Genomic DNA, 19,753 nt, shown 5'->3' on the forward strand with positions numbered 1-19,753 from the left:
CGTGTCCGTTCAAAATGTCTTTCTATTTCAGGCTCCGGCCCTTTGGCCGGGGTACATCAGTGTTTGGCCCAGTCCTGGCTGCGGCCCACGGCCTTGTGCCAGCCCTCCAGCAGCTCTTCGCGCTGGGCGGCATCCATTTTGGGCTCAAAGAGCTGGTTGCAGCTCCACAGGTGGGTGATCTCCTCCCGGCTCTTCCACACACCAGTGGCAAGGCCGGCCAGGTAAGCCGCGCCCAGAGCCGTGGTCTCCCGGATGGCCGGGCGCTGTACGACTTTATCCAGAATATCGGCCTGGAACTGCATCAGGAACTGGTCCCGGCTGGCGCCGCCGTCCACCTTGAGGGTCTTGATCTTGATGCCGGTGTCCTTTTCCATGGCACCCATCAGGTCCGCGCTCTGGTAGGCGATGGATTCCTCCGCCGCCCGGATGATGTGGTTCTGGGTGGTGCCGCGGGTGATGCCCAGAATGGCACCCCGGGCGTACATATCCCAGTAGGGCGCGCCCAGGCCCGTGAACGCCGGCACAATGTACACGCCGCCGTTGTCCGGCACTTTCTGGGCGTAATACTCGGAGTCGCAGCTGTCCTGGATCATGTGCATCCCGTCCCGGATCCACTGGATGACGGCACCGCCCACGAAGACAGAGCCCTCCAGCGCGTACTCCACCTCGCCGTTCAGGCTGATGGCAACGGTGGTGACAAGGCCGTTCTTGCTCTGGTAGATCTCCTTACCGGTGTTCATCAGCAGGAAGCAGCCGGTGCCGTAGGTGTTCTTGGCGTCGCCGGGGGCAAAGCAGCCCTGACCAAACAAGGCGGCCTGCTGGTCACCGGCTATGCCGGCCACCGGAACATCCACACCCTGGATGTTGGTGTAGCCGTAGATCTCGCTGGAATCCCGCACCTCGGGCAGGATGCTGCGGGGGATGTCCAGTGCCTGAAGCAGCTTTTCGTCCCAGTCCAGCGTGCGGATGTTGTAGAGCATGGTGCGGCTGGCGTTGGTGCGGTCGGTCACATGGACCTTGCCGCCCGTCAGCTTCCAGACCAGCCAGGTGTCCACGGTACCGAACAGCAGCTCCCCTGCTTCAGCCTTTTCCCGTGCCCCGGGAACGTGATCCAAAATCCACTTGATCTTGGTGGCGGAGAAGTAGGCGTCCGGCACCAGGCCGGTGTTCTCCCGGATGTATTCGTCCATCCCGGGGGTCTTGAGCAGCTCGTCCACGATGGGGGCCGTGCGGCGGCACTGCCAGACGATGGCGTTGTACACCGGGCGGCCGGTGGCACGCTCCCACAGGATGGTGGTCTCGCGCTGGTTGGTGATGCCGATGCCCGCAATGTCGCGGGGGTCCACGCCGCTCTGGGCGATCACCTCGTTCATCACGCCGTACTGGCTGGACCAGATCTCCATGGGGTTATGCTCCACCCAGCCCTGATGGGGGTAGATCTGCTCAAATTCCCGCTGCTGCACACAGAGGATGTTCTGCTCGTTGTCAAAGAGGATGGCACGGCTGCTGGTCGTGCCCTGATCCAGCGAGAGAATGTACTTGGTCTGGCTCATATCAACTCTCCTTTTTCTGGTACGATCACGGACAAAAAAAGAGCGTGACAAACCAAAGCTTCCGTTGCTCTGTCTGCCACTCTCCTACTCTGAACAAACATCTATTCGCTTGGGTTTATTGTACTCCCACGGCAGAGGAATTACAAGCGCCTCCCACATTTTTGGTTGCTGTGCACAAAGGAGCACGCTGCCTCTTGAACACTCTGCCCGAAACCGGAACGCAAAACGCCCCCGCGCCGAGCCGGAATCTTCCGGTGCTCTGCACAGGGGCGCGGTTCTTTATTGGATGCAGGTGCTGCAGGGGGTATAGCCCGCGGCCACGGCCTCGTCGTAGCTGGAGAACAGGATCTGATTTTTCTCCGCCGGGAGGTTGGGGCAGGTGGGCAGGTGGAACTTTTTGCTGTTCACATTGCCGATGTAGGCCTGCTGCGCCGTACTGGACGCTGCAGGAGCAGTGGGGTTCAGCTCGGCGTCCGTGGCGTAGTGCTCGGTGCCGACGGTGTAGTTCTGCCCGTCCGAGCCGATGGTGATGGTCCCCAGCAGGTCGGTGCGGTAGACATCCACGCCTGCATCCCGCAGGATGCTCAAAGTCTCCTCATGGGGGTGGCCATACTTGTTGTTCACCCCGCAGGAGATGATTCCCATTTCCGGCAGGACCGCGTTCAGGAAAACATAGCTGGTGGAGGTGGAAGAACCGTGGTGGCCCACCTGCAGCACATCCACCTTGAGGTTGGCCCCGCTGTTGACGAGGTCCCGTTCGGCGTCGGCTTCCATATCACCCGTGAGCAGAAAGCTGGTGGCACCGTAATCAATGCGGAGGACAAGGGAGGTATCGTTGGTGTCACTGTACTGCGCCACCGGGCCCAGCTGAGTGATGGTTGCCCCGCCCAGCTGCCAGGTAGTGCCCACAGCGGGCACCTCTACCTGTAAGCCCTGCTGCTGGGTGTACTTGACGAAATCCTGAAAACACTTGGTGCTGGCCTCCGTCACCGGGGCATAGACGTGGTTGGCCGGGAAGTAAGCCAGTGCCGCGGCCAGACCGCCCACATGGTCCTCGTGGGCGTGGGAGCAGAAGACGTATTCCAGCCCCTCCACGCCCTGATTTTGTAAGTAGGAGACCACGAGGCTGCCGTCGTCCACATTGCCGCCGTCGTAGAGCATGAACTGCCCGTCGCACTCGATCAGCACGCTGAGGGCCTGCCCCACGTCGATGAAGTGCATCTCAAACGGGGCATTGACGGAGTCCACGGTGGAGGCCGACGCCGCCGGGTTGGGGATGACGTCGGCGCTGCCGCCCGGGACAACGCCCGAGACATCACAGGCGGCCAGACCCAGAGCCAGCGCCGCCGCAACGGCCAGCGCGGCCAGACGGCGGAACAGCCCCGGCTTTTGGGCGGGGGTCACTTTTTCTTTTTGGAAGTTTTCCACGTTGCATTCTCTTTCTGTTGATTGTTTTTCGGTTTATGGGTGCCGTTGGGGGCAAAGCGGGCTCCCGGGCTGGGCTGGCGGCCGCCTGCCGCGCGGCTGACCGGTGCCGCATGGCCTCCGCGGCGATTGCCCGGCTGGATCTTTCCGCTGTGGGGCCGGACGCTGTAGGTGCCGTCCTGATGGATGGTCACATCCGCCGCCTCCGCCTGGCGTGCCGAGCGCTGGACGGCGCGGCGGCCCTCGGCGGGCACCAGCAGGGGGATCAGGTCTTCCCGGTGGGTCATCCGCAGGGCCTTGACCACTTTCTCGGCGTTGCGGGGCTCATAGTACTGGAGCAGAGCACGCTGCAAGGCCTTGCCCTCGGCAGTCTTTTCCACAAAAACAGGCTTGAGGGTGTAGGGGTCCAGCCCGGTGTAGAACATGCAGGTGCTCACGGTGCCGGGGGTGGGGTAAAAATCCTGCACCTGCTCTGGGCGCATGTGGTTCTTGTAAAGATACTCGGCCAGATAGACGGCATCTTTCAGGGTGCTGCCCGGGTGGCTGGACATGAGGTAGGGCACCAGATACTGTTTTTTGCCCGCTTTTTTGCTCAGCTCGTAGAATTTATCCTTGAACTTGTTGAACGTCTCAATGGGAGGTTTGCCCATGTAGGCCAGAGTGTTGGGAGCGCAGTGCTCCGGGGCCACTTTCAGCTGGCCGGAAACATGATACTCCACCAGCTCTTTGAAGAACGTATCGTCCGGGTCGGCCATCAGGTAGTCAAACCGGATGCCGCTGCGGATGAACACTTTCTTGACGCCGGGCAGCTCCCGGACACGGCGGAGGATCTTGAGGTAGTCGCTGTGGTCCACGATCATGTGGGAGCAGGTCTGCGGGGCCAAACAGTGCTTGCCGCCGTTGCACATGCCCCGGAGCATCTGCTCCCGACAGGAGGGGAAGCGGAAGTTGGCGGTAGGCCCGCCGATATCGTGGATATAGCCCTTGAAATCCGGCTCATGGGTCATCCGCTCCGCCTCGGCCACGATGCTGTCCGCGCTGCGGCTGGTGACACGGCGGCCCTGATGGAGCTGGATGGCGCAAAAGTTGCAGCCGCCAAAACAGCCGCGGTTCTGGATGATGGAGAACTGCACCTCCCGGATGGCAGGCACACCGCCCATGTCTTCATAAATGGGATGGTAACGGCGGGTGTAGGGCAGGGCGTAGACTTTATCCAGCTCCCAGCGGACAAGGGGCTTGGCCGGGATGTTCTGCACCAGATATTTCTCGCTCTGCTTCTGGACGATGATCTGGCCGCTGACCACATCCTGATTGTCCATCTGGATGCGGCAGGCCTTGGCGTAGGCCGTCTTGTCGCTGGCCACTTTTTTGAAGCCCGCGCACTCCACATACCGCTCGGGCAGGTGGTCAAAATCGGTCAGGTAGCAGGTGCCGTCCACATCGGTGATGCTCTCTACAGGCTCCCCTGCCGCCAGCCGCCGGGCGATCTCCACGGTCTGGTGCTCGCCCATGCCGTAGCTGATGATGTCGGCACCGGAATCTTCAGCGATGCTGGGCAGCACAGTGTCCAGCCAGTAATCGTAATGCGCAAAACGGCGCAGGGAGGCTTCCAGGCCGCCCAGGATCACGGGCAGGTCCGGGTAAGCCTCTTTGGCCAGCTTGGTGTAAACAGTGGCGCTGCGGTCCGGGCGGGCACCGCCCTTTCCGCCGGGGGAATACTCATCCTCCGCGCGGGGGATCTTTGCCACCGAGTAGTGGCTCACCATACTGTCCACATTGCCGCCGCCGATGAAGAAGCCGTACTTCGGCTTGCCGAACCGCTTGAACTCCTCGCAGTCGGTATAGCGGGGCTGTGCCAGCACGCCGATCTTATAGCCCTCTGCCTCCAGTAGGCGGCTGATGATGGCGGTGCCAAAGCTGGGGTGGTCCACATAGGCGTCACCGCCCACCACCACAAAGTCCAGCTGGTCCCACCCCCGCGCCTCCATGTCCGCGCGGCTGATGGGGAGAAATTCGGTGTAGGTCTGCTGTTCCATGTTACTCCTTTTCTCTTTATTCCTCCGGCTGGTTCATCTGCATTTCCAGCCACTGCTGGCGGCTGATGAGCACGGCGCGGGGCTTGGCACCCTCGTAGGGGCCAATGATGCCTTTCTCTTCCATTTCGTCCATGATGCGGGCCGCGCGGGCATAGCCCAGCTTGCAGCGGCGCTGCAGCAGGCTGGTAGACGCCTGCCCGGCGTCGATGACCACTTCCACGGCCTGCTTGAGCATCGGGTCGCTGCCGGAATCCTCGTCGGAGTCGGCGCTGCCGCTGCCGCCCTTTTTGCCATCCTGAATGGCGTGGCGCTCCATCGCTTCGATCATGGCCTCGTCATACTGGACGGTGGCGCTCTGCTTGATGAAATTCAGCACCCGGCTGATCTCTTCATCCCGGACAAAGGTGCCCTGAATCCGGGTGGGCTTGGGAGCGCCCACGGGCATGAAGAGCATGTCGCCCATGCCCAGCAGCTTCTCGGCACCGGCACCATCCAGGATGGTGCGGCTGTCCACCTGGCTGGACACCGCAAACGCAATGCGGCTGGGGATGTTGGCCTTGATCAGGCCGGTGATGACATCCACGCTGGGGCGCTGGGTAGCCACAATGAGGTGCATCCCGGCCGCGCGGGCTTTCTGGGCAATGCGGCAGATGGAGTCCTCCACGTCCTTGCCCACCACCATCATCAGGTCGGCCAGCTCGTCGATGATGATGGCAATGTAGGGCATCTTTTCCAGCGTGGGGTCGGTGGCCGCCAGCTTGTTGAACGATTTGATATCGCGGACGTTGTTCTCCGCGAACATGTGGTAGCGCCGCTCCATCTCCTGCACCGCAGAGCCCAGAGCGCCTGCCGCCTTTTTCGGCTCGGTGACCACGGGCATGAGCAGATGGGGGATGCCATTGTACTCCGCCAGCTCCACGACTTTGGGGTCGATGAGGAGGAGCTTGACGTCCTCGGGGCTGGAACGGAAGAGCAGGCTCATGATGATGCTGTTGACACAGACGGATTTACCACTGCCTGTGCTGCCCGCAATGAGCAGGTGGGGCATCTTGCACAGGTCGGCCACCTGGGCCACACCGGCAATGTCCTTGCCCAGGGCGATGCCCAGGGGCGAAGTCATCCGCAGGAACGCCTGGCTCTCAAACACGCTGCGGATATAAACGGGGGTCTTTTTGTGGTTGGGCACCTCGATGCCCACGGCAGGCTTGCCCGGGATGGGGGCCTCCATGCGGACATCGGCCACGGCGAGGTTCAGGGCGATATCGTCCGCCAGCGAGGTGATGCGGCTGATCTTGACGCCCGCCATCGGCTGCACCTCGTACCGGGTGACCGAGGGGCCGCGGGAGATATCCAGCACTCGGGTGCGGACGCCAAAGCTCTCCAGCGTATCCACCAGCTTCTGGGCGTTGGCCTTGAGCTCGTCCTGCGCGCCCACGTCCGTTTCCTCGGGGGCACGCTCAAACAGCTCGATGGAGGGGTACTGATACTGGTAGGTCTCCACCGGCTCGGCTTCTTCGGCAGGGGCACTGGCGGCGGCCTGCTCCGAGGCGGCAGGCTTTTCCATGGCCGCTGCCACTAAGGTATTGAGGTCTTTCTCCTCCACCGGCTCAGAGGTAATGCTGATCCAGCCGTCCTCGTCCGGGGCGGAGCGGAACGCCACAGCGTTCTCCGCGCTCACCCGGTGCGGCTCCGCAGGGCTGACCGGGATGGGCTCAAACTCCGGCTCTTCCACAGCAGGGGCATCCGCATTCAGGCCCGGCATACTGGGCGTCTGGGTGGGGGCCGGGGCGATATCCGCCGGGGCCACCGCAATGTCACCGGGTTCCGGCGCGGGCCCCGGCTCCGGCTTGCGGAAGAAGTCCTCCGCCGGGGTCTCCACCGCATCCGGCACCACCGGCTTGACGATGGCGCGGGGTGCCGCGTTGCGGAGCGGGTCCATGCCAAACGTGCCGCCCGGGCCCAGAATGACGGGCTCGATGGGCTCACTGCCGCCCTCTTTTACCTGGGTATGGTCCGGGCCCAGGTCGATGTCAAAGGGAGCGCGGGGTCCCGGGGCGCTGACCTGGATGGGTTCAAATTCCGGGGCGGGCTGAGGCGGGGGCACATCCGCCGGATCCGGAGCCGGAGGCGGCTCGTAACCCAGGTTGGGGTCCTGGGGCGGCTCGGGCTCTGCCTCACCCTCCAGCTCTTTGGTCACCTTATGGCCCCAGGAGAGCACACCGGACAGCCAGCCGGGAGCCTTGAGGCCGGTTTCTTCGTCGTCCTCAAAGTCCTCGTCCAGCTCGTCGGGATCTTCCTCCTCGTAGGATCCTTCTTCCGCCTCCGCGGCAAGGCGCTCCGCCCTGCGTTCCGCGCGGCGGGCGGCGTTCTGCTCATAGACGGCCACGCCTTTTTCGTGCACGCCGCCGCCCACGTTGCAGAGCCACTGCCAGACTTCCGCCGGGGTGATATCAAAAATGTACAGGCTGGCGCAGAGGGCCAGCGCCGCCATGACCAGATTGGCTGCCGGGCGCCCGCAGAGCAGCAGCAGATTACCGCCCAGCACGGCACCCAGCGCGCCGCCGGACAGCCAGGCGTTGACGCCGTTCTGGTAACAGGCGGCTACCATGGTCGCCGCCGGGACATCGGCGGGGATATCCGAGAACACGATGACCGTGCTGCTGGCAAACACCAGCCCCAGCAGCAGCTTTGCAATGTGGGGCAGCAGGTCCTCGCCGCGGGTGTACAGGATGGCCAGATAGCACAGCGCCGCGCCCACCACAAAGCTGCCGCAGCCAAACACACCAAACAGCGCGTCGTGCAGAGTCTTCCAGACCGCGCTGCCCGGCACAAAAGCCAGCGCCATGAGGATGAGGCCCAAAAACAAGGTCACCAGCCCCGCAGGCATCCGGTCCTGTGCCCGGCTTCTCCGGCGCTGTCTGCCGCGCCCCGCAGTGGATTTTCGTTTCCGTTTTGCCATGTTCGCTCTTCCCTGTCGTTTCTATGATAAAATCGATTTCGATACTTCTCGATTCTTTCATTGTACCACGCGGAAAGTCAAATGGCAAATCATCCTTTTTCGATTTCCTGATACAGCCACTCCAACGCATCCGAAATGCCGCCCAGCTGGTCGATGAGCTTTTCCCGCACGGCCTTGCGGCCGTCCAGCACCGTGCCAACATCCATCACCAGCTCCCCGGTGCGGAGCATCAGCTCGGTGTAGCGCTTTTCCGTCATGCCGCTGTGGGCCGCCACAAAACCGGTGATCCGCTCCTGCATCTGCTCAAACCACCGCATGGTCTGGGGCACGCCCAAAATCATGCCGGAATGGCGCACCGGGTGGATGGTCATGGTGGCCGTGGGCACAATAAAGCTCCGCCGGGCGCTCACCGCCAGCGGGATCCCAATGGAGTGCCCGCCGCCCAGCACCACGGCGGCGCTGGGCTTGGAGATGCTGGCAATGAGCTCCGCCAGCGCCAGCCCGGCCTCTACATCCCCGCCCACCGTGTTGAGCAGCACCAGCAGCCCCTCGATGCCGGGGTCCTCCTGCACCGCCACCAGCTGGGGGATGACATGCTCATATTTGGTGGTTTTCTGGCCCTGGGGCGCTTCCACATGGCCCTCCACCTGCCCCACTACCGTCAGACAGTGGATGGCGTGTTTGCCCCGGGTGCGCCAGATGCTGCCCAGGTCCTCGATCTGCTCCTGTTCCAGCCGCTGCTGCTCCACAGGGCTGCTTTTTTCGTCGTTTGTTTTCTCTGCCATCTTCCATCCTCCCGGCCGTTTTTTCTCAGGATTCCCCGGGCGGCACGGTGCTATTCCAAAAGCTAAAAATCTTAGCCCAAAAATTTTGTCCAAAGGGTTTGACATTCTCGTATCAGGCTGTATACTTTATATTAAGTAAAACATTGTCAAGTATGTATCATTATTGCAAAAATTCTGAGAATCTGTCGGCGCGTCCTGCTTGCACTGCTTCCCCGCCCGGCACCTTTTGCAGAAAGGAGATTTTCTGATATGAACACCCCCGGAAAAGCGTCGCTCCCTGTCATCAAGCGGCTGCCTAAATATTACCGCTACCTGCGCACGTTAAAAAATGATGGCATCACCAGCATCTCGTCCCGTGAGCTGGCTGCCCAGATGGGCACCACCGCCTCCCAGGTGCGGCAGGATTTCAACTGCATCGGCGATGTGAATGGTCGGCAGGGCATCGGCTACTCGGTGGAGAACCTGCTCTCCATCCTGGAGCAGCTGCTGTTTGGCAACGGCGACCTTCTGCCCACCATCCTCATCGGCTGCGGCCGCTTAGGCAAGGCCGTGAGCCGTTTTATCACCACCGACACCAATGGTTACAAGCTGATCGCTGCCTTTGATAACTCCGCCGACGAAGTGGGCAAGGAGATCAGCGGCGTGCAGATCTTGAACATCGACGAACTGGAAGCGTTCTGCGCCGAGCATCACCCCGAAGTGGCCGTTCTCTGCCTGCCCCGCAGCGGTGCCGAGGAGCTGAGCAGCCGCCTGGTCAGCCTGGGCATCCAGGGCTTCTGGAATTTCTCCCACTACGACCTGTCCATTTCTTACCCGGATGTGGTGGTGGAGAACGTCCACCTGGGCGACAGCCTGATGAGCCTGGGCTACCGCCTGCGCAATCAGGACTGATCTCTTATACCATATAAAAGCAATCTACAACCCTCTCCGACCTATTTTGACTGGGAGGGTTGCCTTTTTATGAGGAGAAAACAATGGCAAAACTTTATTTTCGTTACGGTGCCATGAACAGCGGCAAGAGCACCGCCCTGATGCAGGTGGCCCACAACTACGAGGAGCAGGGAATGCGGGTGCTCATCCTCAAGCCGCAGGTGGATACCAAGGGCGGCGGCGAGCTGGTCAGCCGCCTGGGCGTGCGCCGCAAGGCCGACCTGCTGGTCCCGCCGGAAATGGACGTGTTTGCAGCGGTGCAGCAGGCCGCTGCCGCAGCCCCGCTGGCCTGTGTCCTCTGCGACGAGAGCCAGTTCTTCACGCCCCAGCAGGCCGAGGAGCTGTTCATGGTCACGGTGGAGCTGAACATCCCGGTCATCTGCTACGGCCTGCGGTCTGATTTCTCCCTCAAGGGTTTCCCCGGCTCCACCCGCCTGCTGGAGCTGGCCCACACCATCGAGGAGATGAAGACCATCTGCACCTGCGGCCGCAAAGCCACCTGCAACTGCCGCAAGGTCAACGGCGAGTTCGTCTTCGAGGGGGAACAGGTCGCCATCGACCTGCAGAACGATGTCCAGTATGTCAGCATGTGCCCCCAGTGCTATTTCAAGGCCCGCAAGGCGTTTTATGCGAAACGTGCCAAGTAGCAGCATTCAATTTAAAGATCTTTGCGCCGCCCATCCCGCCGGGCGGCGCTTTTTTCATCCGTTTTATAAGTAATTAGTATATCAGTTGCAAGGAAATTCGCACGTTTATTGCGTTATTGATATATCAGTTTCACATGAGAATCATCTGTCTTCGATTGTTTTATTGTATACAACACTCCAGCGACAATTTTCCACACCGTATAAAATTATAACAATTTACGTTGTTCTGTCGCCTAAGACCCTCAATTTCTATGCAAAGTGTTGAAGTATACAAGTTGCACAGTTTTTTAGCCGAAGTTTATTCATTCTGGCAAGGACGACGATGCCTCCGCAAAAGTTATGACAATATTTGTGCGTTTTTAGAGTGTATCACGCCAAATTCTATCTTTCTTTTTGTGAATGCTTTTGTTATCATAATTGTATACAACGGACGCTTTGCAGAGGCTCCGTTCCACACGAGGTTTTCTACATCATTAGGAGGAGAACAAAAATGAGCAAGGCAATTTCTCGTCGTGATTTCATCAAGGTCACTGGCGCTGTGGGTGCAGCCGGTCTGCTGGCTGCCTGCGGCGGCAACAGCGGCGCGGCTTCCAGCACCGCTCCTGCTTCTTCCGCGGCAGCTGCTTCTGTTGAGGCCGTCGGCGGCCTGAGCAGCGACCCCGTTACCCTGACCATGAGCTGGTGGGGCGGCGAGTCTCGTCACAATGCATACCAGGATGCCATCAAGGCTTTCTCCGCTGAGCACAGCAACATCACCGTCAACCCCACCTTTGCCGCATGGTCCGGCTGGGAGGATACCATGTCCACCAAGTTTGCCGGCGGCGTGGCGGAGGATGTCTGCCAGATCAACTGGAACTGGCTGTACAACTATTCCAAGAACGGCCAGACGTTCGTCGACCTGAACAGCACCACCGATTATCTGGATCTGTCTCAGTGGGATGAGGCTCAGCTGGCTGCCTGCAACGTGGCAAACGCTCAGCAGTGCGTGCCTGTCTCCATGACCGGCCGTATCTTCTACTGGAACATGACCACCTTTAACAAGGCTGGCATTACTGAGGTCCCCAAGTCTCTGGACGATCTGATGGCAGCCGGCAAGACTTTCCAGGAGAAGCTGGGCGATGACTATTATCCCCTGCACCTGGGCGCTTACGACCGTATGATCCTGATGGTCTTCTACCTCGAGTCCAAGTACGGCAAGGACTGGGCAGACCCCACCACCTCTACCCTGAACTACACCGCGGACGAGATCGCGGAGGGCATCGACTTCATCAAGAGCCTGGTCGATGGCCACGTCATCATGAGCCTGCCCACCTACTACGGCTCCAACGGCGACAACGCCGCTCACCAGTCCACCGAGTGGATCACCGGCAAGCTGGCCGGCTGCTTCGAGTGGGATTCCTCCGCTACCAAGTATCAGGACGCTCTGGACGAGGAGAACAAGCCCGGCTTCACCGTCGGCGAGGAGATCAAGTTCGGCGATTACAACGGCGGCTTCTCCAAGGTCTCCATGGGCCTGGCCATCACCAAGACCTGCGAGCACCCCGCGGAGGCAGCTACCCTCATCAACTTCCTGCTGAACGAAGAGGCTGGCGCTTCCATCATGGGTTCCGAGTGCGGCATCCCCGCTTCCAAGGCTGGTCTGGCTGCCGCTCAGGCTGCAGGCGCTGTCAAGGAGCTGGTTGCCGAGGCAAACGGCAAGGTCATGGCTTTCGTTTCCAACAAGCTGGATCCCCTGTTCGAGTCCAACGACCTGAAAGCAAACGGCACCGGCGTTTACCAGGAAGTCTTCGACACCGTCGATTACGATAACAAGTCCGGCGCTGACGTTGTTGACATCCTGCTGGATGGCATGGATGCCGTCGGTTACACCGTCGAGTAATTCTTCCACACGCTGCAGGGGGGTCCGAGTTACGGTATAACCTCCCGCCCCCTCGATTCTGTTTGGTCCATTGGTGGGGCATCCGCCGCCCAAGAGGTGGATGTCCCCTTTTTTGCAAGAAAAAGATGTCTAAACTTTGACCAAGATGTGTCCAAACCATGCTGCACCCACCCCGAATTTTCAAAAAGGAGGATTCCCGGATGAAAGAAAGCAAAGCGCCCTCGCTCGGGCGTACCCCGGCCCAGAAGTTTTTTGACAAATGGCAGGGCCTGTTCTACCTGATCCCCTGGATCATCGGCTTCGTCGTCTTCAAAGCCATTCCGTTTGGTCAGTCGCTGTACTACAGCTTTACGGATATGAACTTCTTTGAGGGCATCCACGAGTACGGCCTGATGAACTACGCCACCGCGTTCACCAATGCCAAGATCACCAAGGCACTGATCACCACGTTCAAGTACGCGTTCATCACCGTGCCCCTGAAGCTGATCTTCGCGCTGTTCATCGCTTACATCCTGAACTTCAAGATCGCCTGCGTGAACCTGTTCCGTACCATTTACTACATCCCGTCCATCCTGGGCGGTTCCGTGGCCATCGCCGTGTTGTGGAAAGCCGTCTTCCGTGATGACGGTCTGGTCAACACCCTGATCCGTATGATCACCTTTGGCCACGCACAGGGCCCCTCCTGGCTGTCCGACCCGACTTACGCGCTGTGGATCATCTGCTTCCTGCGCATCTGGCAGTTCGGTTCCGCCATGGTGCTGTTCCTGGCCGCTCTGAAAGGCGTGCCCGCAGACCTGTACGAGGCTGCCACCATCGACGGTGCCGGCAAGTGGAAGCAGTTCTTCTCCATCACCGTCCCGATGATCACCCCCATCATCTTCTACAACCTGGTCACTCAGATCTGCCAGGCGTTCCAGGAGTTCAATGGCCCGTTCATCATCACCAACGGCGGCCCCCGCAACTCCACCACCCTCATCTCCATCCTCGTTTACAACTACGCTTTCAAGTCCAACGAAATGGGTATGGCTTCCGCACTGGCCTGGATCATGTTCGTCATCGTCTGCATCCTGACGATCATTGCCTTTACCAGCCAGAAGAAGTGGGTCTACTACTCGGATGAAAGGTAAGGTGTAACACTATGGGAATGAAAGCTTCTAACGCCATTGCGACGTTTTTCAAGTACTTTGTCCTGATTCTGGTGGGCCTTATCATGATCTACCCGCTGCTGTGGATGATCAGCGCCACCTTTAAGGACAACAGCGAGATCTTTGCAGGCATCGGCCTGTGGATCAGGAACCCCACCCTCGAGGGCTATCAGAACGCGCTGAACAACTTTGGCGGTTCCATCAACATCCTGCAGGCCATGCTCAACACCTACAGCTATGTTCTGCCCAAGGTCATCTGCACCGTGGTCTCCTCCTGCGTGGCCGCCTACGGTTTTGGCCGTTTTGATTTCCCGGGCCGCAAGATCCTGTTCAGCATCATGCTGGCCACCCTCTTCCTGCCCCAGGTCGTCCTGAACGTGCCGCAGTTCCTGCTGTACACCAAGTTCGGCTGGGTCAACAGCCCGTTCTATCTGGCCATCTGGGTCCACACTGCTTTTGCAACGGAGACCTACTTCGTTTACCAGCTGGTGCAGTTCATGCGCAATGTCCCGCGTGACCTGGACGAGGCTGCCGCCATCGACGGCTGCTCCTCGTTCCAGACCCTGTACAAGGTCATTGTCCCCATGCTGATGCCCGCTCTGGTGTCCTGCGCCCTGTTCCAGTTCATGTGGAGCTGCAACGACTTCATGGGCCCGCTGCTTTATGTGCAGACCCCTGCCAAGTACCCCATGTCCCTGTTCGTCAAGCTGTCCATGGATGGTGATACGGGCTTTGCCTGGAACCGCATCCTGGCCCTGTCGCTGATCTCCATTCTGCCGCAGCTGATCGTCTTCTTCTGCGCACAGGATCAGTTCGTCGAAGGTATCTCCGCGGGTGCTGTCAAGGGCTAAGCGCTCTTTCTCCCGCGGCCAAGACGGCTGAAACCACAAACACCCCCTGTGCCATTGCCCGTAAGATGGTACAGGGGGTGTTGTGTTGTTCACTGGCTAGCCCTCTCAGGCCGCCTGTCGTCAGCGATGACGGAGAGGGCAAGGCTGTTTGCCTCATCGATGGCTCTTCCGGTATTGCAGCGGCCCGGTGCCCATGGTCTCCCGGAAGACACGCCGGAAATGGGCGGCGCTGGCAAAGCCCGTCTGCTCCGCCACCGTGCCGATGCTGAGCTCCGTTGTCTCCAGCAGCTTCTGGGCGGCCTCGATGCGGCGGCCATTGATGTAATCCACAATGGACTGCCCCGTTACCCGCCGGAACAGGCGGCTGAGGTAATAGGGCGAGATGTAAAACTTTGCCGCCACCTCGCTGAGGGAAAACTTCTGCTGGTAATTGGCGGCAAGGTAGGCGCAGATCTGCTCCACTGTCTCGTTGCGGGGGCGGGCGGCGTGGCTCTCGGCCCGGTACTCCTGCTCTGCATAGTGGAGCAGGAGCCCCAGGTAGAGCACACCCGGATAATCCTGCTCGCCCCGGGCTTTCCGCATCAGCTCCAGCACCGTCCGCAGACAGCTGGACCACTGCACCGGGCCGTATAAGAGCGTGGCCTGCCCCGGCTCAAACAGGGCGCTTTCGTCCCGCTGGGCCATATTCCGGATATCGTGGAGGGCAGCCACCGGGAAGCGGCACCCCAGCAGCTCCGGCGGCACACTGCCCGCCTGCTGCAGCCGCCCGCTGCCCGGGCCCAGCAGCAGCGCGCAGCCAGGAGCCGCCAGCGTGGTCTGGCCATCCCACTGGACATTGCAGCTGCCGCCCGAGACCAGGATCAGATAACAGAGCTCTTCTTCGCTCGTGAGTTCTCTGGCCTCTGCTCCCAGTCGCAGGTTCTCCGCCACGATCTTTGCATTGAGCCGTTCCCGTTCCGCACGCATGTTCCGCATCCCCCTGCATTTTACTTGCTTTTAGTGTACCATGACCGGCCCGGCCGGGCAAGCCGCAATACACTTCTGTTTTTTCCATTTTCTCAAATCTCTTTCAGGAGGCTGTTTATGAATCTGTCTCTCATCCGCTCCATGACCCGCAGTGCGGTCTTTGAGCTTGAAAACGGGCTGTGCTTCCGCCCTGCCCACCCGTTCACTGTCACGCTGAACGGCGAAACCATCTATGATGCCTGCAGCACCAATGTGTTCTCCCTCTTCTCCCTGCTCCCCGGCACCACTTATACCGTGGGCGTGCAGGCCGAGGGCGAGAGCCTGAGCCTGGAGTTCACCACCGAGGCCGAGACGTTCTTTGTGGACGCCTCCCGCTACGGCCTGGTGGGCGACGGCGAGACGGACAACACCGTCAAGCTGCAGGCGGCTCTCTCCACCTGCCCCAAGGGCGGCACCGTGTATGTCCCCGCCGGACGCTACCGCACGGCCAGCCTGTTCCTCAAGAGCAATACCACCCTCTACCTGGAAAAAGGCGCCGTGCTCCTGGGCGATAATGACCGCACCCACTACCCCATCCTGCCCGGCGTGCTGCCCAGCGAGAACGAGGTGGACGAGTATTACCTGACGGGCTGGGAGGGCAACCCCCTGAACAGCTTTGCAGGCCTGCTGAACATCACCCAGGTGCACGATGTGGTCGTGACCGGTGAGGGCACCCTGGACTGTGACGCCCAGAACGGCGACTGGTGGGTGAACCCCAAAGTCAAGCGGATCGCGTGGCGTCCCCGCGCCGTGGCCATGGTGGACAGCGAGAATGTCTGCCTGCACGGCATCACCGTCCAGAACAGCTACTCCTGGACCATCCACCCCATCTTCGTCAAGCAGCTGGACCTGCTCCACTTCAACATCAATAACCCCTACAACGCCCCCAACACCGACGGCATCGACCCCGAGAGCTGCGAGTATACCCGGATCATCGGCGTCAACATCCATGTGGGTGACGACTGCATCGCCATGAAAGCCAGCAAAGTCTTCCTGGGCATGAAGCTCAAGAAGAGCTGCGAGCACACTGTCATCCGCAACTGCCTGCTGGACAAGGGCCACGGCGGCATCGTCATTGGCAGCGAGATGAGCGGCGGCGTCAAGGATATGGTGGTCACCCAGTGCCTCATGGACCACACCGACCGCGGCCTCCGCGTCAAGACCCGGCGCGGCCGCGGCAACACCGCCGTCATCGACGGGCTGGTCTTCCGCAACGTGGAGATGCGGGGCGTCAAGGCGCCGTTCGTCATCAACATGTTCTACTTCTGCGACCCGGACGGCCACGGCCCCTATGTCCAGTGCCGCGAGCCTCTGCCGGTGGACGAGTACACCCCCAAGCTGGGCACCCTGACCATGGAGAATATCGTGGCCACCGACGCCCAGTTTGCAGGCTGCTACTTCGACGGCCTGCCGGAGCAGCCCATTGAGCGGGTGAGCATGAAGAATGTCACCATCACCTTTGACCCCGAGGCCAAAGAGGGCCAGGCGGCCATGGCCGACAACCGCCCGTTTGTGAAAAAGCTGGCCATCTACGCCGAGAACGTCCAGGAGATCGACCTGCACAACGTGAAGATCGAGGGCTATGAGGGCGAGCGGCTCCACTTTGCAAATGTCGGCCATTTTGAGGAGGACTGAAAGCCATGACGCATTCTGAAATTCTGACCATGCTGGGCGATTACGTGGATTCCCTCATCGCCCATTCCAGCGCCGAAGCACCCATGTGGAACATTGAGAAAGTGCGCAGCGGCAAACCCAACAAGTGGAACTACATCGACGGCTGCATGATCACGGCCTGCCTGAGCCTGTACCACACCACGGGCGGCCAGAAGTATCTGGATTTCTCCAAAAACTTCATCGACTATTTTGTGCAGGAAGACGGCTCCATCCAGACCTACGACCCCAAGGAGTACAACCTGGACAACGTGAATCAGGGCAAGAACCTGTTCACCCTGTACGACATTTACGGCGAGGAGAAATACCGCAAGGCCATTGATGTGATCCGCAGCCAGCTGGAGACCCAGCCCCGCACCAAGGAGGGCAACTTCTGGCACAAGGACATCTACCCCTGGCAGGTCTGGCTGGACGGCACCTACATGGCCCAGCCGTTCTATATGGATTACGAGACCCGCTACAACAAGATGCAGGGCTGCATTGACAGCTACAAGCAGTTCATGAACATCCAGAAGCACATGCGGGACGAGAAGACCGGCCTGTACTACCACGGCTATGATGAGAGCCGCCAGATGTACTGGGCCGACCCCGTCACCGGCTGCAGTCCCAACTTCTGGCTGCGGGCCATGGGCTGGTTCATGGTGGCCATGGTGGACACGCTGGAGCGGATGGACGAGCAGCTGTACAACGAGTACCGCGGCATCATGGCCATGTTGAAGCAGACCATTGAGGACGTGCACAAGTTCCAGGATGAGGAGACCGGCATGTTCTGGCAGGTGATGGATCACCCCGGCGTGGAGGGCAACTATCTGGAGACCAGCGGCACGGCCCTGTTTGCCTACGCCGTGCTCAAGGGCGTGCGCCTGGGCTACCTGCCCAAGCGGATGGCTGCCTGGGCCGAGAAAGCATTCTACGGCACCTGCGATCAGTACCTCTCCCAAAACCCGGACGGCAGCTTACAGCTGGGCGGCATCTGCCTGGTGGCCGGCCTTGGCGGCAAGGACCACCGGGACGGCTCCCTGGCCTACTACTTCAGTGAGCCCGTCGTCTGCAACGACGCCAAGGGCGTGGGCCCGCTGGTGCTGGCTTACACCGAGATGATCGCAAAGAAATAAACCTCTCCCATAACAAGTAAAAAACCAACCGCCACGGTGACAGATGCCGTGGCGGTTGGTTTTTGCACTTTTTTCCTTGTCCGTCGTCCCTCTATAGAACGCATCTACATTGTACCGAGAGACAAGCCCTTTGTAAAAGGTCTGTTTGGTATTGCAGAAATACAAAATTTGTATGGCTGCATCCGATCAGGCTTCGGAAGCTTTGCCTCCCGCCAGTGAGGGAACGGGAGTTTTCCTGAGCGAGCAGTCACTGCTCATTCTCTTCCTCGAGCAGCGACTCCACATCGGTGGCCTTTGCCATTTCCTCGGCCGTCCAGTCCAGCTGGACGGTGCCGTTCAGCTCCAGCTCATAGTTTTCTTTTTGCGCCAGACTGCCGGAGGACAGGTCCCTGTCCGCATCCGAAAATCCCCTGCAGAAAAAGCTGATCTGTTTGGGCTGCACTTCCATCTGTTGGACCACATTGGTCAGGCGGCGGCAGTCTTTTGCAAAGGCCTCTGCACTGTCATAGGGGCCCTGCAGCCAGACGTTCAGCCCCAGCGTTTCGGTGTTGTCCGGTGTCAGCTTTTCCACATCGTTGTGATAGCCGTAAAGCTCCACCCAGCAGCCCATGTCCTTGAGGCGGATCTCCGGTACGTCCTGCTGGAACTTTTCGTACACGCTCTGCTGGTAGGCATCCCTCAGCCTCTGTTCCTGCTGCTGGACCTCTGGATTCACCTGTTCCCACACCAGCGGCAGGAGGGTCAGGCCAAAGCAGCAGGCCATCAGGACCAGACAGACGAACACCGAGACGAAATCGTATCTGCCGCGCTGAGGCCTTGTGGCGTAATACAGCACCTCGCACCCCAGCAGAACGAGACCTGCTGCCGGAACGATCTTCAGCACCAGCAGCGCGTCAAAATTCGGCAGGAAGTGATAAGCAAAGAAAAATATCCCCGCAGTAATCAGGCAAATGCCCAGCGTCACACTGCCCACCCGCCGGACAGGCTCTGCCTGTGCGGCGGCAGGAGGCGGATTTTTCGGGACCCAGCTCGTTTCCGGGGCGGTATCCGCTGTCGTTTCCTTTCCATTTTGGACAATTTTTGTTGAAATATCCGGTTCGTTATTCGTCATGGCCATTTTCCTCCTTTGCGGAAGTGTCATCCGACAAGGTCATCTCCGGCGCATCCGGCATGGCATGGTATTCCTGGAAGTCGGCATCCCCGGCAGCGTCTTCCTGTGCCTCGGCCTGTTTTTTGCCGGCCTTTTGGGGGCCGCGCACCAGCCAGACACCACAGAGGATGAGGGCCACGCAGAGCACCACATCCGGCAGCCGATCCATCACCAGATAAAATGCCCGGAACACCACGCTGTCCCGGCCCCAGCGCCACAGAACATCGTTCAAAAGATTCATAATGATGTTCTCGTAGGCGATCAGCGCGCCAAAGGCGATGAGGGCCCAGCCCACCAGCTTGTGGCTGTCCAGCAGAAGCCGGGCAAGGCGCTTGTCCTTGGGGTCCAGGTGGACCAAATAGTCATCCGCCGGGGCATTGCCCAGGGCGATCTGCGCCCGGAGGTTGAGGGTATCAAAAAAGCTGTACATAAAAACGAGCAGCAGAAAAAACGCAATGGGGGAAAACAGCATCGCCAGCACACAGACGACACAGCACATCAGCATCAGCGAAAGGCCCCGTTTCATATAGCCCTGGTACATCTGGCCTGCGCCGGGGATAAACGCAAACAGCAGGGTCAGCAAACCATTTTTCAGCATAACA

Annotated in this window: 15 protein-coding genes; 7 read left to right on the top strand and 8 right to left on the bottom strand. The window is 60.0% G+C overall.

Features of this window, described 5'->3' with window-relative positions; all coding sequences use genetic code 11:
• Nucleotides 1-56: 56 nt before the first annotated feature.
• The 5 genes from glpK to C4N22_RS08900 form a co-directional block, all read right to left on the bottom strand.
• Nucleotides 57-1,553 (bottom strand): glycerol kinase GlpK, encoded by a 1,497-nt coding sequence (glpK, locus tag C4N22_RS08880; protein WP_112148694.1) that lies wholly within the window; start codon nucleotides 1,551-1,553, stop codon nucleotides 57-59.
• Nucleotides 1,554-1,832: 279 nt separating this feature from the next.
• The gene (locus tag C4N22_RS08885) at nucleotides 1,833-2,981 is read right to left on the bottom strand and encodes a ComEC/Rec2 family competence protein (protein WP_112148695.1); all 1,149 of its coding nucleotides are present in this window, start codon (nucleotides 2,979-2,981) and stop codon (nucleotides 1,833-1,835) included.
• Complete coding sequence (locus C4N22_RS08890; protein WP_112148696.1) at nucleotides 2,954-5,014, bottom strand: YgiQ family radical SAM protein; 2,061 nt, start codon at nucleotides 5,012-5,014, stop codon at nucleotides 2,954-2,956. Before C4N22_RS08890 ends, C4N22_RS08885 begins: the two co-directional genes overlap by 28 nt.
• A gap of 16 nt (nucleotides 5,015-5,030) precedes the next feature.
• A complete protein-coding gene (locus C4N22_RS08895) occupies nucleotides 5,031-7,973 on the bottom strand; it encodes a DNA translocase FtsK (protein WP_112148697.1) in 2,943 nt (980 codons plus the stop codon).
• 89 nt (nucleotides 7,974-8,062) lie between these two features.
• The gene (locus tag C4N22_RS08900; protein ID WP_112115812.1) at nucleotides 8,063-8,758 is read right to left on the bottom strand and encodes a ClpP family protease; all 696 of its coding nucleotides are present in this window, start codon (nucleotides 8,756-8,758) and stop codon (nucleotides 8,063-8,065) included.
• A gap of 249 nt (nucleotides 8,759-9,007) precedes the next feature.
• On the opposite strand from C4N22_RS08900, the gene C4N22_RS08905 reads away from it, so the two are divergent.
• The 5 genes from C4N22_RS08905 (at nucleotide 9,008) to C4N22_RS08925 (ending at nucleotide 14,210) form a co-directional block, all read left to right on the top strand.
• Nucleotides 9,008-9,649, top strand: a complete 642-nt coding sequence (locus tag C4N22_RS08905; RefSeq protein WP_022257562.1) for a redox-sensing transcriptional repressor Rex — start codon at nucleotides 9,008-9,010, stop codon at nucleotides 9,647-9,649.
• Between the two features lie 83 nt (nucleotides 9,650-9,732).
• Entirely contained in the window at nucleotides 9,733-10,335 is a 603-nt protein-coding gene (locus C4N22_RS08910) for a thymidine kinase (protein ID WP_112148698.1), read from the top strand.
• A gap of 490 nt (nucleotides 10,336-10,825) precedes the next feature.
• Complete coding sequence (locus C4N22_RS08915) at nucleotides 10,826-12,214, top strand: ABC transporter substrate-binding protein (RefSeq protein WP_112148699.1); 1,389 nt, start codon at nucleotides 10,826-10,828, stop codon at nucleotides 12,212-12,214.
• A gap of 200 nt (nucleotides 12,215-12,414) precedes the next feature.
• A complete protein-coding gene (locus tag C4N22_RS08920; protein ID WP_022257293.1) occupies nucleotides 12,415-13,341 on the top strand; it encodes a carbohydrate ABC transporter permease in 927 nt (308 codons plus the stop codon).
• Nucleotides 13,342-13,358: 17 nt separating this feature from the next.
• Nucleotides 13,359-14,210: a carbohydrate ABC transporter permease gene (locus C4N22_RS08925; RefSeq protein WP_431602984.1), complete on the top strand. Its 852-nt coding sequence runs from the start codon at nucleotides 13,359-13,361 to the stop codon at nucleotides 14,208-14,210.
• 153 nt (nucleotides 14,211-14,363) lie between these two features.
• On the opposite strand, the gene C4N22_RS08930 is transcribed toward C4N22_RS08925, so the two are convergent.
• Nucleotides 14,364-15,176 carry an AraC family transcriptional regulator gene (locus C4N22_RS08930; RefSeq protein WP_242980995.1) on the bottom strand — a complete coding sequence of 271 codons (813 nt, stop codon included), beginning with the start codon at nucleotides 15,174-15,176 and terminating at the stop codon, nucleotides 14,364-14,366.
• 117 nt (nucleotides 15,177-15,293) lie between these two features.
• Between C4N22_RS08930 and C4N22_RS08935 the strand changes: the two genes are divergently transcribed.
• Both C4N22_RS08935 and C4N22_RS08940 read left to right on the top strand, forming a co-directional pair.
• Nucleotides 15,294-16,850: a glycoside hydrolase family 28 protein gene (locus C4N22_RS08935; RefSeq protein ID WP_112148702.1), complete on the top strand. Its 1,557-nt coding sequence runs from the start codon at nucleotides 15,294-15,296 to the stop codon at nucleotides 16,848-16,850.
• 5 nt (nucleotides 16,851-16,855) lie between these two features.
• The gene (locus C4N22_RS08940) at nucleotides 16,856-18,001 is read left to right on the top strand and encodes a glycoside hydrolase family 88/105 protein (protein WP_112148703.1); all 1,146 of its coding nucleotides are present in this window, start codon (nucleotides 16,856-16,858) and stop codon (nucleotides 17,999-18,001) included.
• 247 nt (nucleotides 18,002-18,248) lie between these two features.
• On the opposite strand, the gene C4N22_RS08945 is transcribed toward C4N22_RS08940, so the two are convergent.
• The gene (locus C4N22_RS08945; protein WP_181567196.1) at nucleotides 18,249-19,112 is read right to left on the bottom strand and encodes a hypothetical protein; all 864 of its coding nucleotides are present in this window, start codon (nucleotides 19,110-19,112) and stop codon (nucleotides 18,249-18,251) included.
• Nucleotides 19,102-19,749 carry a hypothetical protein gene (locus tag C4N22_RS08950; RefSeq protein ID WP_181567197.1) on the bottom strand — a complete coding sequence of 216 codons (648 nt, stop codon included), beginning with the start codon at nucleotides 19,747-19,749 and terminating at the stop codon, nucleotides 19,102-19,104. Before C4N22_RS08950 ends, C4N22_RS08945 begins: the two co-directional genes overlap by 11 nt.
• Nucleotides 19,750-19,753 lie beyond the last annotated feature (4 nt).

It is taken from the genome of Faecalibacterium prausnitzii (assembly GCF_003287495.1).
GTDB classification, from domain to species: domain Bacteria; phylum Bacillota; class Clostridia; order Oscillospirales; family Ruminococcaceae; genus Faecalibacterium; species Faecalibacterium prausnitzii_I.

Bases quoted from the DNA above. Each gene is read 5' to 3' on its own strand.
- glpK (WP_112148694.1), bottom strand. From the start codon at position 1,553: ATGAGCCAGACCAAGTACATTCTCTCGCTGGATCAGGGCACGACCAGC.
- C4N22_RS08890 (WP_112148696.1), bottom strand. From the start codon at position 5,014: ATGGAACAGCAGACCTACACCGAATTTCTCCCCATCAGCCGCGCGGAC.
- C4N22_RS08895 (WP_112148697.1), bottom strand. From the start codon at position 7,973: ATGGCAAAACGGAAACGAAAATCCACTGCGGGGCGCGGCAGACAGCGC.
- C4N22_RS08900 (WP_112115812.1), bottom strand. From the start codon at position 8,758: ATGGCAGAGAAAACAAACGACGAAAAAAGCAGCCCTGTGGAGCAGCAG.
- C4N22_RS08905 (WP_022257562.1), top strand. From the start codon at position 9,008: ATGAACACCCCCGGAAAAGCGTCGCTCCCTGTCATCAAGCGGCTGCCT.
- C4N22_RS08910 (WP_112148698.1), top strand. From the start codon at position 9,733: ATGGCAAAACTTTATTTTCGTTACGGTGCCATGAACAGCGGCAAGAGC.
- C4N22_RS08915 (WP_112148699.1), top strand. From the start codon at position 10,826: ATGAGCAAGGCAATTTCTCGTCGTGATTTCATCAAGGTCACTGGCGCT.
- C4N22_RS08920 (WP_022257293.1), top strand. From the start codon at position 12,415: ATGAAAGAAAGCAAAGCGCCCTCGCTCGGGCGTACCCCGGCCCAGAAG.
- C4N22_RS08925 (WP_431602984.1), top strand. From the start codon at position 13,359: ATGAAAGCTTCTAACGCCATTGCGACGTTTTTCAAGTACTTTGTCCTG.
- C4N22_RS08930 (WP_242980995.1), bottom strand. From the start codon at position 15,176: ATGCGTGCGGAACGGGAACGGCTCAATGCAAAGATCGTGGCGGAGAAC.
- C4N22_RS08935 (WP_112148702.1), top strand. From the start codon at position 15,294: ATGAATCTGTCTCTCATCCGCTCCATGACCCGCAGTGCGGTCTTTGAG.
- C4N22_RS08940 (WP_112148703.1), top strand. From the start codon at position 16,856: ATGACGCATTCTGAAATTCTGACCATGCTGGGCGATTACGTGGATTCC.
- C4N22_RS08945 (WP_181567196.1), bottom strand. From the start codon at position 19,112: ATGACGAATAACGAACCGGATATTTCAACAAAAATTGTCCAAAATGGA.
- C4N22_RS08950 (WP_181567197.1), bottom strand. From the start codon at position 19,749: ATGCTGAAAAATGGTTTGCTGACCCTGCTGTTTGCGTTTATCCCCGGC.